The organism is Kitasatospora aureofaciens (assembly GCF_019192735.1).
GTDB lineage: Bacteria > Actinomycetota > Actinomycetes > Streptomycetales > Streptomycetaceae > Kitasatospora > Kitasatospora aureofaciens_A.
Window position 1 is genome coordinate 79,852 of the sequence record NZ_JAHTKP010000001.1, and the last position, 13,172, is coordinate 93,023.

Annotated in this window: 14 protein-coding genes; 10 read left to right on the forward strand and 4 right to left on the reverse strand. The window is 70.5% G+C overall.

Annotation, left to right across the window (positions count from 1 at the left end; translation table 11 throughout):
- Positions 1-6 precede the first annotated feature (6 nt).
- Positions 7-1,197 (forward strand): amidohydrolase family protein, encoded by a 1,191-nt coding sequence (locus KV557_RS00450; RefSeq protein WP_218197521.1) that lies wholly within the window; start codon positions 7-9, stop codon positions 1,195-1,197.
- 180 nt (positions 1,198-1,377) lie between these two features.
- Here KV557_RS00450 and KV557_RS00455 read toward each other — a convergent pair whose 3' ends face one another.
- From KV557_RS00455 to KV557_RS00465, 3 genes are all read right to left on the reverse strand, one after another.
- Positions 1,378-2,364 carry a helix-turn-helix domain-containing protein gene (locus KV557_RS00455; RefSeq protein ID WP_218197522.1) on the reverse strand — a complete coding sequence of 329 codons (987 nt, stop codon included), beginning with the start codon at positions 2,362-2,364 and terminating at the stop codon, positions 1,378-1,380.
- A 131-nt stretch (positions 2,365-2,495) separates the two neighbouring features.
- Entirely contained in the window at positions 2,496-3,101 is a 606-nt protein-coding gene (locus KV557_RS00460) for a GNAT family N-acetyltransferase (protein WP_218197523.1), read from the reverse strand.
- A 332-nt stretch (positions 3,102-3,433) separates the two neighbouring features.
- Positions 3,434-3,985 (reverse strand): class I SAM-dependent methyltransferase, encoded by a 552-nt coding sequence (locus tag KV557_RS00465; protein ID WP_218197524.1) that lies wholly within the window; start codon positions 3,983-3,985, stop codon positions 3,434-3,436.
- Between the two features lie 150 nt (positions 3,986-4,135).
- On the opposite strand from KV557_RS00465, the gene KV557_RS00470 reads away from it, so the two are divergent.
- From KV557_RS00470 to KV557_RS00510, 9 genes are all read left to right on the forward strand, one after another.
- On the forward strand, positions 4,136-4,591 hold the full coding sequence (locus KV557_RS00470) for a hypothetical protein (protein ID WP_218197525.1): 456 nt from the start codon (positions 4,136-4,138) through the stop codon (positions 4,589-4,591).
- Positions 4,592-4,654: 63 nt separating this feature from the next.
- Positions 4,655-5,494 (forward strand): transposase family protein, encoded by an 840-nt coding sequence (locus KV557_RS00475; RefSeq protein ID WP_218197526.1) that lies wholly within the window; start codon positions 4,655-4,657, stop codon positions 5,492-5,494.
- Positions 5,495-5,924: 430 nt separating this feature from the next.
- Positions 5,925-7,430: a prenyltransferase/squalene oxidase repeat-containing protein gene (locus KV557_RS44325; RefSeq protein WP_218197527.1), complete on the forward strand. Its 1,506-nt coding sequence runs from the start codon at positions 5,925-5,927 to the stop codon at positions 7,428-7,430.
- Positions 7,427-8,104 (forward strand): HAD family hydrolase, encoded by a 678-nt coding sequence (locus KV557_RS00485; RefSeq protein ID WP_218197528.1) that lies wholly within the window; start codon positions 7,427-7,429, stop codon positions 8,102-8,104. The genes KV557_RS44325 and KV557_RS00485 overlap by 4 nt, the downstream gene beginning before the upstream one ends.
- 144 nt (positions 8,105-8,248) lie before the next feature.
- Positions 8,249-9,045, forward strand: a protein-coding gene (locus KV557_RS00490; RefSeq protein WP_374106579.1) for an IS5 family transposase whose coding sequence is annotated in 2 segments (ribosomal slippage) — positions 8,249-8,594 and positions 8,594-9,045 — 798 coding nt in all. Because the reading frame shifts where the segments join, the coding sequence is not laid out codon by codon here.
- A gap of 364 nt (positions 9,046-9,409) precedes the next feature.
- Positions 9,410-10,483 carry a polyprenyl synthetase family protein gene (locus tag KV557_RS00495; protein WP_218197529.1) on the forward strand — a complete coding sequence of 358 codons (1,074 nt, stop codon included), beginning with the start codon at positions 9,410-9,412 and terminating at the stop codon, positions 10,481-10,483.
- A gap of 153 nt (positions 10,484-10,636) precedes the next feature.
- The gene (locus tag KV557_RS00500) at positions 10,637-11,698 is read left to right on the forward strand and encodes a terpene synthase family protein (protein WP_218197530.1); all 1,062 of its coding nucleotides are present in this window, start codon (positions 10,637-10,639) and stop codon (positions 11,696-11,698) included.
- A 76-nt stretch (positions 11,699-11,774) separates the two neighbouring features.
- Positions 11,775-12,023: a hypothetical protein gene (locus KV557_RS00505; protein ID WP_218197531.1), complete on the forward strand. Its 249-nt coding sequence runs from the start codon at positions 11,775-11,777 to the stop codon at positions 12,021-12,023.
- A 398-nt stretch (positions 12,024-12,421) separates the two neighbouring features.
- Entirely contained in the window at positions 12,422-12,877 is a 456-nt protein-coding gene (locus tag KV557_RS00510; protein ID WP_218197532.1) for a hypothetical protein, read from the forward strand.
- 46 nt (positions 12,878-12,923) lie between these two features.
- On the opposite strand, the gene KV557_RS00515 is transcribed toward KV557_RS00510, so the two are convergent.
- A complete protein-coding gene (locus KV557_RS00515) occupies positions 12,924-13,151 on the reverse strand; it encodes a serine protease inhibitor (RefSeq protein WP_218197533.1) in 228 nt (75 codons plus the stop codon).
- Positions 13,152-13,172 lie beyond the last annotated feature (21 nt).

Sequence of the window (13,172 nt, forward strand, 5' to 3'; positions counted from 1 at the left end):
ATGATCATGACTGACCTACTCATCACGGCCAGCCGAGTCCTCACCGGGCCAGGCGGGGAATGCGTGGAGGACGGCGCGGTGCTCATCCGGGGCAGCGTCATCGCTGCGGTCGGCCCGCGCGACGCGGTCGAGGCACAGGCACCCGAAGCGACACCGAGGAGGTCCTTCGTCGGCGGTACAGCGCTGCCAGGGCTCATCGACTCCCACGTCCACCTCGCCTTCGACGCCGGCTCGGACCCCGTCGCGGCGCTCCAGGACAGCGACGACGAGGTCCTGCTTCAGGGGATGGCCGACCGGGCCCGCCAACTGCTCAGCATTGGGGTGACCACGGTGCGCGACCTCGGCGACCGCAACGGGCTCGTCGTCCGGCTCCGCGACGCGATCGCCGAAGGCACCCTTCCAGGCCCACGCGTCCTGTCCGCGACGACACCTCTGACCTCGCCCGGCGGCCACTGCTGGTTCCTCGGTGGCGAGGTCGAGGGCACGGACGCCATCCGTGGCCTGGTGCGCCGCAATGTCGAGGCCGGCGCCGACGTCATCAAGGTGATGGCCACCGGGGGCGGCCTCACCAAGGGCGGCCCGGCGATCTGGCAGTCCCAGTTCAGCGTGGACGACCTCCGCATCGTGGTCGAGGAAGCCCACTGCGTTGGCCTGCCGGTCGCCGTGCACGCACACGGTACCGAGGGCATCGAGGCGGCCGTCGCCGCGGGCGTCGACACGATCGAGCACTGCACGTGGATGGCCGAGGATGGCGGCTTCGACCTCCGCGAGGACCTGGTCGCCGCAATCAAGTCCGCCGGGATCCACGTCTGCACCGCCACCAGCCCGAACTGGCGGGCCTTCGCCGAACGAGTCGGCCAGGAGCGCGCCGAGGAGTTGTTCGCGTCGATGCGCTGGATGGCGCAGTTGGATGTCCCAATGATCGCCGGTACAGACGCCGGGGTGACGCGGGCCGTGTTCGACAAGATCGTCAACAGCTTGGAGTTCTACCAGTACCTGGGCATCCCCCTCCCGAAGATCATCGACATGGCCACCATCACCGCTGCCCACGCGCTGGGCATCGGGTCCGATGCTGGACGGCTGGCCAAGGGATATCGCGCGGACGTCCTCGTCGTCGACGGCAACCCCCTCGAAGAGCTGGACGCCCTCCGCCGCGTGCGCCTCGTCCTGGCCGCCGGCAGTCCCTTCCACGGGTGAAGCATGAGTCGCGTCGCATCACGCCGCGCATGCGGCCGTGGTCGAGGACTCCTCCAGTTCTGCTGACCTGACCAAGCCGGGAGACCGCACAAGCGGTGGCCGACTCGGTCAGGTCAGCGCATCGCGCGGGCGGAGTCGCTGGTGCCACGGGGACGGCATCCAGCGACTTCGCCCGCGCGTTCATGCTGCCGCGATCGCCCCTGCGTCGCCGCCGGCCGAGCGCATCGCCGCCCGTACCCGGGCGACGCCCGCGGCCGTGCAGGCGGCTCCGCCACCAATCGTCAGCACCGGCTCGGGAAGCCCTGCACACGGGCGGCAGAGGCCCGAACGCTGCATCGGAGCACGGCACTTGGCGCACTCGTGCGCCCGGGGGGCAGGTTCCTCCTGTGGCTCGAGCGCGGGCGGCATCTTGCGCTCCAAGCGCTCACGGACCACCCTGGCCGGCGAGTGGATAGTCTCGGGCAGACCAGGCAGCAGCGCGGCGGCCAGCTCCGCCGGGCCGCAGCCCACCGCCAGCCAGCGCACCACCAGCGGCGCCAGCTCGATAACTTCCGCCTCGCCCAGCCGCAGGCGCGGCTGGTCCTTGAGCACCCGGTACAGGGCAAGGGCCGCCGCGCGCAAGGGCCCGTCGTCCAGGTCTGCGAGCGAAGCGACTGCCCGCCCGCCCTTGGGCCTCGGCCGCCGGGCGGGCGGCGCGGCAGGGCAACCCTCGCCGTCACCACGGGCAGGGAGGGAGGGTTCTTGGATCAGGTTCTTTACAACAGGGACGCCAGCATCACCGGAGTCCGCTGCACCGGACGCCGGACGGGGCACACTCGGCTCCACCTGCGGCTTTACCGCCTCCAGCAGCTTCTTGGCCTCCTCCAGGCCGGGTATCTGCGGGGTGTCGTACACATGGGCCTCGCTGCGGATCGTGCCGTCGGGCAGCCGGACCGTGTCGACCCGGTAATACCCCGCCTCGATCAACTCCTTGAGCGCCTTGCGCACTGCCGCACGGCTGTTGGTGCTGGAGTCCGCGATCTGCCGCGCGTCCTCGCGCCAGCGCTCCGGCCTGGACAGCAGATCGGCAAGGAGCCCGCGAGCGGCGAAGCTCAGCCGCCGGTCCTGCAGGACGGCGTTGGGTAGCACGGTGAAGTTGCGCGCGTGGGCGCTACGATGTACCTGCATCGGGAGCTCATACTCCTGTTGCCGGACCCCGGGGTGTTGGAGCACCGCCGGGGTCACCTGTGTTCGATTGGGACTACGGAACGTAGCACAGGCAAACTCCGCTACCGGCAGCCTTGGCCGAGCGACCTTGATCACTGTCCTGTCTCAGTGACGGCGGCTGTGCGAAGCTCCTGGTGGGCGGCCAGGGTCACCGCCTGGTGGCGGGTCATCCGCCAGATCTGGTCTTCGCCGGTCTCGGCAGGGGCAAGGCGCTCGGCGGGGCGACGGAGGTGCTCGGTGAAGCCGAGGCGGGCCGGTACGGCGCCGCTGGCGCGGTTGGCCATGTCGTGGACGACCTCGACGTAGTCGACGCCGGGGAAGCGGAAGGCCTGTTCGACCAGGGCGCGGGCGGCCCGGGTGGCCACGCCACGGCCGGTAGCGCCGGGGTGGAGCCAGTAGCCGATCTCGCGGCCGTTGTCCGGGGTGTCGCCGCGCCGGAACAGCCCGCAGGCGCCGACGATCGCGCCATCCAGCACAATCGCGTAGGTGAAGTCTTCCCCGCTCGCCCAGCGCTCCGGGCGGCGGGCCAGGAAGTCGGCGGTCTTGGCCAGGCTGTGCTCAGCGATCCAGGGCATCCACGGACGCAGGTGCTCCAGCGACTCCTCAATGACCCGGAAGAGCTCCGAAAGGTCCGCCTCGCCGTTGAAGCGGCGCAGCGTCAGGTCGTGCAGTTCGATCACCTGCTGTGGAAGGTCCATGCCGGGAGGATCGTCTGCGGCAGCTTCCGTCGGCAACGGGATTTCGAAACAAGATCGAGGGACCAAGCTGACCTGACACTGCATCAGCATCCGTTCAAAGTCTTCAGCTCTCCGGGCGGCTCGGGTGAGGAGCACGTTGGGTAAGGCGGGTTGGGCATGACGGTTGCACTGTAGGGCTTCCCGGATCGATGGCCTGGAGTAGCTTGTTCTCGCGGCCCGCATCAAGTTGCCTCGGTGTCTGCTTGGTTGAGACGCCTGCGGGCATCAGGACCGTTGGTGTATCCCGCCCGTCGTGTGCTCCTTGCCCGTGCCCGGGGCGCATCTGCCCAGTCTCAGCAGCTTGTCCTGGACGAAGGGGCAGGGTCCGGCGCCGCTGCCCGGTCGAGCCAGAACGCTTTGTACAGCACGGCGGGGTGCCGATGCGGCGCGGTTACTCGTCCACCCACGCGGTAGCCCATCATCGTGACTTCACGCTCCAGCAGGTGCTGGTCGCGTTCCTCGTTGAAGACACCGACGATCAGCCGGCCTCCTGGTGCCACCACCTGGGTCAGCAGGTGCTCGATGTAGGCGCCGCGCAGTTGGGGCGGGACGTAGTCCAGTCCGGTGCGGACGATTGCGAAGGTGCGGGGTGGCTGCCAGCCCATCGCGTTCGCGTGCCAGATCCGGCCCGCCCATCGCGGGCAGCGCTCACGCGCGAGTGCGGCCAGGGCGTTGGAGATGTCCACGCCGTACGGCTCGATGCGGATGCCGTCCTCGGCCGCCCAGGCGGTGAGTGTCTCCATGAGGTGGCCGTTGGCGCAGCCCACGTCGAGGAAGTCGCCGCCGGACGCCGGCAACGCCCGGGTCAGGAGCCTTCGGGCGCGCTCCCAGTGAGTGGTGTGCATCGTGAAGTGGCAGGTCACGGGCCTGGTGTGATTCCGTGCCCCGGTGCTCGTGCTGGTCACGCGCGGCAGTCTGCCGTGTAGATCGTCGGGCAGGGAGGTCTTCGTGGGTTCTGGCCCGTTCCAGCCCGCGATGCTCCTACGCTCCCGGGCATGGTGGACCCCGAGGTACTGGAACGGATCGCCGCGCGGCGCGCGGAATTGGACGAGCTGGAAGAACAGCTGGTCAAGCAGTTGGACGAGGTGAAGGCCGAGCGGGACGAACTCGTAGTCGCCGAGAGGGTCCTGACGCGGATGAGCGAGCGGACAGCTGGGGAACGGGCTGCCGTCGCACCGGCGTCAGCGCAGGTCGGCGGGCGTGCGATGCTGCTGGTCCCGCACCGTGGCGACAGCGTTGACGAGACCGCGCTGCCCGACGACTACCGCCGGATCCTGGCGATCGTGCGAGCCGCCGGCGGTCCGGTGCAGGTGCGGGCGGTGGGCGAGGAGCTGGGCCTTCAGGTGGAGGTGCGCGGGAAGCTGGAGCCGCTGCGGGCGAAACTGGTCAAGCTCGCGGACCGCGGCTGGCTGCACAAACGCGGCGACGGGAAGTTCACCGCACGGCTGTAGCCGTCCAGGTCCTGCACGCCTCAGGGCGTAACCGGAGGGCCCCCGGCGGCAGTTGAGCTTGGTGTGAAGAAAAACAACGGTCTCGTCGAGGGCCCCGACGGTCTTGTCTACACCGCCCGCCTGCCGCTGTCGAGTGCCACCTTGAACTGGCTCGCCGACCTGATACGCGGCCACTGCAAGAAGATCGGATCGCGGTGGCGGGCCCTGTCGGCAGGGAGGATCGCCGGCATCGTGCTGGCGGTGCTGCGCTGTGACCAGCGGCCCGGCGACATGGCGGGCGGGAACGGGGTGCACCGCACCACCGTGACCCGGTGGGTGCGCGAGGTCGTCGGCCTGCTGGCCGCCCGCGCCCCGCGCCTGGACCGCGCGCTCAAGAAGATCGCCCGATCGGGTGGCGGGGTGGTCCTGCTGGACGGTTCTCTGATACGCACCCGCCGCCGCACCGGGACCGAGAACCGGAAGAACTACTCCGGCAAGCACAAATGCCACGGCCTGCTCGTGATCGCGCTCACCGATGACAAGGGCCGCCTGGTCTGGGTGAGCGCGGTCCGACCCGGACGCACCTCGGAGATCACCGCGTGCCGCCACGACAAACTGACCGCCCATCTGCGCGCGGTCGGCCTCGGCGCGATCGCCGACCTGGGCTTCGTCGGCCTCGACGACAGCGGCCCGGACGCCGACCCGGCGGTGATCACCGGCTACAAGGCGGCCCGCAACCGGCCTCTTACCCGGGGGCAGAAGCTGTCCAACAAGGCGCTGGCCGGGGTCCGGGCGCCGGTCGAGCACGGCTTCGCGCACCTGAAGAACTGGCGCGTGCTCGGCAAGGTCCGCACCGACCCGAAGTGGGCGACCGCGCTGGTGCGGGCCCTGCTGGTCCTGACGAACCGGGAAGTCGCCCGCTGACCGACGATCTTCACCGAAGTCATCCGCCCGCAACCAGCGTGAGCACCCCGACGCCGACGCACACCAGGCCCGTGACCTGCCACTTCACGATGCACACCACTCAGTGAGTCGATGCATCGACTGGTTGGAGCAGGGGCATCGACCGCGTCGCGCGCAGCGGGACTATGCGGCTGGTCCTGTTGAGCAGCGCCTGTACCGGTTCGGGAGTCACTCCGGGGGCCGGCCCGCACCGGCCGGCCCTGCGCCCCAGCCTCCCCTCCCTCCGCCTCCTTCGCCTGTGCTCGATCGGTTGTGAGAATCGGTCGGGGGCCGACGGGGTTCGCCGTTCGGCTCGGCGGGAAGGGTCACCGGGTTGCCTACGAAAGGGTCCAGAATGTCACTTTCCGTCAGTTCGCTGGTGGTCGCCCGTGCGGGACAGCCAGCCCCTTCCGTGCCTGTAAGTGACGCCGCCGCGGCCGCGCGCGCACTGCGGCAAGCGTCGGAGTTCGCCGCAGCCACGCAAGGCCCCGACGGCGCCTGGCGGGTGTTCACCGAGCCGCGCGTCCTGGAGAACGCCGTCGTCGCCTGCTCTCTGGCCGGAGTTGAGGGAGCGCAGGCGGCGCGGGAGCGTGCCGTTCGCTGGCTGGCCGGCGCGGAGGTGCAACGCCACGACCGGTTCGCTCAGGCCGCCGACAGCTGGCTCGTCGCCGCGGCCACCACCGGTGCCGCCGCCGCGTTCACGGACCCGGACACCTCGGATGGGCCGCGGGCCAGGCGCGCTCTCTACCTGCACGCCCTGGCCTGCGCGACAGGCTGCGAGGGAGTCGATCCCCGCCGACTGCTCGACCAGGCCGGCCACGTACTGGCGACCGAGCGCGGGCAGCGGTTCAAGCCCTGGCAGCGGACGATGCTGCTCGCCTTCCAAGCCATCGCGCGCAGCGCCCTCGACCTGCCGATCCCGCCCGCCGCCATCGGGGAACTCGCCCGGGCTCAGGGCCCGGACGGCTCCTTCTACGGCATGCCGCTGGTCACCGGGATGCTGCACCTGGCCCTGAACCGCGCCGCGCCCGCGCACCGGGCGACCCTGCGGGCCCGGGAGAACCTGCTGGCCGGCCAGCACCCGGACGGCACCTGGCGGTTCATGGTCAGCGAGACCTGGGACACCGGCCTGATGGTCCGCGCCCTGCGCGGACACCCCCACTTCGACCAAGCAGCCCTGCCCGCCGCGCTGGACTTCCTCGCCCACGACCAGAGGGACGACGGCGGCTGGGGCTGCGCCGCCGCCCTCGACTCCGACAACGACACCACCGGCAACACCCTGCTCGCCCTCGCCCACACCCCCTGGGCCGACCAGGTGCGCGCCGCAGCTACCGCCTACGCGCGCCGCCACCAGCGGCCCGACGGACTGTGGACCACCTGGCTCGACCACGACGACACTCCCGCCCCCGACGTCGTCGCCCACATGGTCGCCGGCATCGACGCCGCCGCCCTGCCGGGCGTCGACACCAACCCAGCACGACGATGGCTCACTCAGCGCGGAGCGAGCGGCCACTGGTCCAGCGACTGGTACGTCCCGGCGGCCTACGGCGCGGCTGAGACGAGTACCACCGCCCACCCCCACGCTCTACACCCCGCCACCGTCGACGCGCTCCTCGCGCAGCAGCGCTCCGACGGCGGCTGGCCGCGCATCGAGGGCGAGCCGTACTCCAGCCCCGCCGCCACCGGCCTCGCCCTCACCGCGCTGGCCGCCCATCAGGGCCATCGCCCGGACACCGCCTCCGCCGTGGACAAGGCCGTGCGGTTCCTCGTCGACACCCAGACCCAGGACGGCACCTGGAGCGACCGGCCCCTGATGTTCGGGCCCCGCCCGTTCCTGACCGCCACCCGCCCCCAGATCCACGCTCTCGCCGCCCGCGGCCTGCGCGACACCTTCCCGCACCCGGGGACCCGCCCGTGACCTCCCCGTACCCCACCACCATCCCCCACCTCGGGGTCCGGCACCCGCCGGCCCCGGATGCGGCCGACCACCTGCTGCTTGCGGCCCTGCGCCCGGAAGCCGTCGTCTTCGACTTCGACGGCACCCTCGCCGACACCAGCGCCCTCAACACCGACGCCGCCCGCGCCACCCTCGCCGACCTGAACCTCACCGTCCCCGAACCATGGCTGCAGCAAGCACCGCTCGCCGACCTCACCCAGCTCCGCCACCGCCTGCACGCGGACCTCGACCTGCAACTTCCCTGCACGGACGGCGAGTTCGTGGCCATCGCGCGCGGGCACTGGCTCAGCCGCAGCCACCAGGTACGCGAACTGCCGCGCGTCACAAACCTGGCACGCCACCTCGCCACCACCGCGCCCATCGCCGTGGCCTCGGCCAACGACGGCCGAGTCGTCGACGCCGGCCTGGCCGCCATCGGCCTCACCGGACTGTTCCAGACCATCATCGCCCGCGAACACGTCGAGCGCCTCAAACCGGACCCCGCCTGCTACCTGCTGGCCGCCGCCAAACTCGCCACCGACCCCACCCGCTGCCTGGCCTTCGAGAACACCGACGAAGGCATCACCGCAGCTCTGACCGCCGGTCTCACCGTCATCGACATCCGCGCCACCGCCTGGAGCGCACAGACACCGTGAACGGGCCGGCACGCGCCCGCACGGTCCCGACGCCGGGCCCGTCACCGCCCCGCGGTCGCGGTCGCTCCCGAGCGGACCGGGGCACCGGTCAACCAAACATCTTAGAAGTCATCTCATTTGGGCTTGTAGGCTGCTCGCGTGACGATCGTGGAGCGCCTGGTGCCGGATGAGTTGTGGGAGCTGTTCCAGCGGGTGGTGCCGGCGGCGCCGACCCGGCCGCAGGGCGGCGGCCGCCGGCGACACGGTGACCGCGAGGTGCTCGCCGCGATCATCTTCGTCGCGACCTCGGGGTGTACGTGGGCCCAGCTGCCGCCCTGCTTCGGGCCGTCCGGTCCGACGGCCCACCGGCGCTTCACCGAGTGGAGCAAGGCCCGGGTGTGGGCCAAGCTCCACCGCGTCCTCCTGGACGAACTCGGCAGCCGCGGCGAGCTGGACTGGTCCCGCTGCGCAGTCGACTCGGTCAACATGCGTGCCCTGAAAAGGGGGAACTGACGGGTCCGAATCCTGTCGATCGGGGCAAATACGGCTCGAAGATCCACTTGCTCACCGAACGCACCGGTTTACCCCTCTCGCTCGCGATCTCGGGCGCCAACGTCCACGACAGCCAGGCCCTGATCCCGCTCACCGAAGCCATCCCGCCGATCCGCTCCCGGCGCGGCCCGCGGCGGCGCAGGCCCGCCAAGCTGCACGGCGACAAGGCCTACGACCACCGCTTCATCCGCACCTACCTGCGACGGCGCCAGATCACCGCCCGCATCGCCCGCCGAGGCGTCGAATCCTCCACGCGCCTTGGCCGGCACCGCTGGGTGATCGAGAGGACCGTGGCCTGGCTGAACGGCTTCCGCCGACTCCACCGCCGCTACGAACGCAAGGCCGACCACTTCGCGGCCTTCGCCAGCATCGCCGCAGCCATCATCTGCTACCGCCGACTCACCAAATGAGATGACTTCTTATGGGGGTCGTTCAATCCGTCCGTTGTCCGCGAGGTACTGATGAGAGCTACCAGGGCTCGCTCACCAGCACGCCTGCCTGAGCCGGGCGGCTCGACCTGCCCGGGGTCACCCAGCGTCACGAAGTTAGGTCCGCCTCGAACAGCGTCGGTTCGGCGCCGGGACGAGCGGGCGGCGGGCAGGTCTGTGCCCGAAACCACTGGAAGGAGTGGTGTGGGAGCACGAGGCCCGTGCGGCGGGCGGGGCCCGTGTTCCGATGAAGCGGCTGTGAGCCGTTCCGTCGCGGCGGTGGGGCTGGTGGTGTTAGCCCAGCACATTGGAACGTTCATACAAGCTGCTGATAGAGGGGGTGTGCATGACCGAACTGTCAAGCCAGGGGGACGTACCGATACCCAGGCGGCCCGCCGGCGGCCGGGCCGCCCGGGTATCGGGGGAGCCGACCCCGACCACGATTGTCAGTCTGCTGGAAGCGGAGTTCGATCGCCTGTGGCCGGACGGTGTGACGGGATTGGACGCGGTGCACCGGTACGCGGTGATCCCGACAGGCAAGCTCTTACGGCCCTCACTCGTGGTGCATGCGGCGCTGGTGGTGGGCGGGGACCTGGGCGCCGTACTGCCGGCCGCGGCCGGGATCGAGGGTGCCCACGTCGGCAGCCTGATGCACGACGACATCATCGACCGCGACGGCGAGCGGCGCGGCCGCAAGGCGGTGCACACCGCGTTCGGGCCCGCGCAGGCCATCATCGCCGGCAACGCCCTGTTCTTCGCGTGGTTCGCGGCGCTCGCCGAATGCGCCCGCCGCGGAGTTCCCGCCGATCGCGTCCAGCGGGCCATGGCAGTACAGGCGGGAGCCGGAACCGCGATCTGCCGGGGAGCCTTCGAGGAACTGACGATGAGAGGCGACCTGGACCATTCCGTCGACGACTACCTGGCGATGGCCCGGGGCAAGACAGCCGCCCTGTTCGAGGCCGCCTGCCGCGTCGGCTCCATTCTCGGCGGAGGCGACGACCACGCCACCGATCTGCTCGGGACCTTCGGCGACCATCTCGGCATCGCCTTTCAGATCCGCGACGACCTCCTCCCCTACGAGTCGGCCACCGCCCACCTGATGGGCAAGCCTGCCGACAGCGACCTGCGCAACCACTGCCCCACCTTGCCCGTCCTGCTCGCCCACCAGCGCGCCGATACAGCCGCCCGCGCCGCCCTGCGCCACACCCTGTCCGACAAGACCGACCCGCAGACCGCACTGCACCGGATGCGCGCCCTGCTGGAGGAGACCGGCGCCCTCAAAACCGCACACGCGATGGCCGACCACCACGCCCGGCTGGCCCGCTACGCCATCTCCCAACTCCCCGCCAGCGCCCACACCCGCGCCCTGTCGCACCTGACCCGCACCCCGGCCAAGGCGGCCCCGCTGCCGTCCGCGTGAAAGCGAACAACCCGGCCGCTCGCCACCAACCCAACCGGCACGCTCCCGCCGCCCACCCACCGCCGGTCATCCCCGTGGGCCGGGGCGGCCTCTCCCCGCAGTTCCAGGAACCCGACATGAACCCTGCCCGCACAGGCCCGTGAGGAGAAGTCAGTGACCCACCCCGATCTGCCGGACAGCGTGATCGCCCAGCTTCTGTCCTTCTACAGCCCGCTCACCGCAGAGATCCATCCCGACGCGGAGCGCATGCGAGAAAGAACGCTGGCCTGGGCGCAGCAGTTCGATCTCGGCGAGGGCGATGCCTGGCAGACCACGATGCTCGCCCTGACCGGCGCGACACTCACCGCGCACATATTCCCGCACGCGACCGGGGAGCTCGGGCAGGCCTTGTCCGACTACAACGCGTGGGGCTGGATCCCCAACGAGCTCTCCGGATCGGGCCGACCGGTACGCGACTTCCTCGCCTCGATGGGCCGCTGGGAGCGCACCTTCCGGTCGCCGCACTCGTGGCCGGACGCCACCGCCCCCGCAGACATCGCCCTGCGGGAGGTGTGCCTTCGCCTGCGCAGTCTCATGACCCCAATCCAATGGGAGCGCTTCGCCGCGGGCCAGTGCCTGTGGCTCTACCAGATGACGTGGGAGGCCAGCCTCCTCGGACAGGGGGCCGCTCTGTCCGTCAACGACTACCTGGCCATGCGGATCGGCTCGGTCGGGGCGTATGCCGCAGCCTCCTACATCGACGCGACCGAGGGCATCGAACTCAGCGAGCGGCAATGGGCCCGTCCAGCTGTCCGCGCGGCCGCCGAGGCCAGCATGCTCGCCGGCGGCCTGGACAACGACCGCTACTCCTACCTGCGCGAGCGCGACCTGGCGGTCAAGAAGCACAACCTGTTCGACGCGATCCGCCACGACCACCCCGACCACACCTTCGAGCAGGCCGTCACCGACGCCATCGCCATCCGCGACCGCATGATGACCCTCTACCTCCAACTACGCGAGAACCTCCTCGCCGAAGACGACGACGACCTCCGCCGCTACCTCACCGGGCTTGATCGCATAACAAGCGGAAACATCAACTTCGCCATGACATGCGCCCGCTATTTGCTTCCCGACTCCCCCCACACCGTCACCCGGGTCGACAAACCGAGCGACCCCAGCACCGGCCCCCTCCCCTACCCCACCATCGCCTGGTGGTGGGACCACCTCAAGCCGTAACCCGACCACGGGGGCACCGGCACCCAGCGCTCCCGGCTCGTCGTCGGTGAGGTCCTGGTCGTCGGTGAGGTCGGCGGTGCCGACCACGACGTCCTGTCCCTCCTCCGCGCTGCGCCACGAAGTCGTCACGCACGCGACCTACTACCAGAACTTCCCGCACCTGATCGACTGGTTCAAGGAGGAGGCCAACCCTCGACAGGTCCCTGAATCGCCGGAAGGGGAGCCCTCGCGGGCGAGGACTCCCCAGGAGATCAGCACCGACCTCCGTCGAGAGAACACCCGGCTCCGCCGGACCGTCGCCATCTATGCCGAAGCCCTCCGGTAACTTACTCTCGACTACGAAGAGTCACGAAGCCAGGCGGAGCGGAAGGCCGGTGTAGCGGACCTCTCCGCCTACCGAAATCGTCGGACATGACCCGCGGCCGCGGCCCGCGCGGCGCTTGGCGGTGGGGCAGATGGGCGCGGCACACCGCCGGGACGTTGCCACGTTATCCTGGCGCTGACCGCTTCGCCGATCGCCCGGCGGGCTTGCTCCACCTTCATGACCACTCCCATACCGGCCCTCCTGCTGCGGTCGCTCGGGCGCCGGTCGCGGCGCCCCACCGGCCACTGTAGGGACCGCGTGATCGAGGTCGGTGGGGATTCCGCGAGTCCGGTCCCGAACGGGTGGTACCTGCCCGATACCGGCTCCGAGCAGCCCCGCACTGGTCCATACTCCGGTCCATGAGCGATGTGGAGAGCGAACTCAACAAGCTGCTAAGCGAGTTGGACTCCTCGCCGCGCTGGGCGTCCTCCCCGCGCAGGTGGGTTGACGATCCGGCACTCCTGCAGGTCGTCCTGGAGGCGGCCAAGCGGGCCCACAAGGCCCGCGAACAGCTCGACGCTCTCGTCGAGGCCTGCACCGAGCCGTCGGACCTCGTCACGTGGCCAGCCATGACGATGGGCGCGTGGCAGCTGGACGGCGAGGCCGCCGAGCAGCGCGATGCCGATCGCCGGCAGTCGGCCGAGCAGATCGTTCGCCGGCGTGTAGACCAGCGGCGCTCGACCCTGGACCTGGTCGTGCAGTTCGCCGATGACCAGCGTGCGCAACTCGCCGCGCAGGAGGAGCGGGCACTGGGTGAGGTCGCGGCCGGACCGCCAAAGGAGCGGGGCGGCGGATGGTGGCCCCGGCTGGGCTGACGCGGCCGGCTCGGAGTGGCGATTCCGTGGTGAGCTGGTCCCCTGGTCAGCCGACCCGGGGTGTCTGACTGACCAAGCGGGTGTCCGGGTCGAACCACAGCCACACCCGGTCCGGCCAGAAGTCGCACGTGACGTCGTGATCCGTCGGCACGGGCCCAACGTGCAGGTCCGGGTCCTCGGCCTCGATCACGGCCCTGGCCTCGTCGACATCGACGCCGACGAGGTGAGGCCAAGAGCGCAGCGAAGCGAGGTCGAAGTCGTCATCGTCCGTCATGACCGTCACCCTGCCCACTTC

Excerpts from the sequence above, each read along its gene's own strand:
- KV557_RS00450 (WP_218197521.1), top strand. The coding sequence starts at position 7 with ATGACTGACCTACTCATCACGGCCAGCCGAGTCCTCACCGGGCCAGGC.
- KV557_RS00455 (WP_218197522.1), bottom strand. The coding sequence starts at position 2,364 with ATGCAGGTACATCGTAGCGCCCACGCGCGCAACTTCACCGTGCTACCC.
- KV557_RS00460 (WP_218197523.1), bottom strand. The coding sequence starts at position 3,101 with ATGGACCTTCCACAGCAGGTGATCGAACTGCACGACCTGACGCTGCGC.
- KV557_RS00465 (WP_218197524.1), bottom strand. The coding sequence starts at position 3,985 with ATGCACACCACTCACTGGGAGCGCGCCCGAAGGCTCCTGACCCGGGCG.
- KV557_RS00470 (WP_218197525.1), top strand. The coding sequence starts at position 4,136 with ATGGTGGACCCCGAGGTACTGGAACGGATCGCCGCGCGGCGCGCGGAA.
- KV557_RS00495 (WP_218197529.1), top strand. The coding sequence starts at position 9,410 with ATGACCGAACTGTCAAGCCAGGGGGACGTACCGATACCCAGGCGGCCC.
- KV557_RS00510 (WP_218197532.1), top strand. The coding sequence starts at position 12,422 with ATGAGCGATGTGGAGAGCGAACTCAACAAGCTGCTAAGCGAGTTGGAC.
- KV557_RS00515 (WP_218197533.1), bottom strand. The coding sequence starts at position 13,151 with ATGACGGACGATGACGACTTCGACCTCGCTTCGCTGCGCTCTTGGCCT.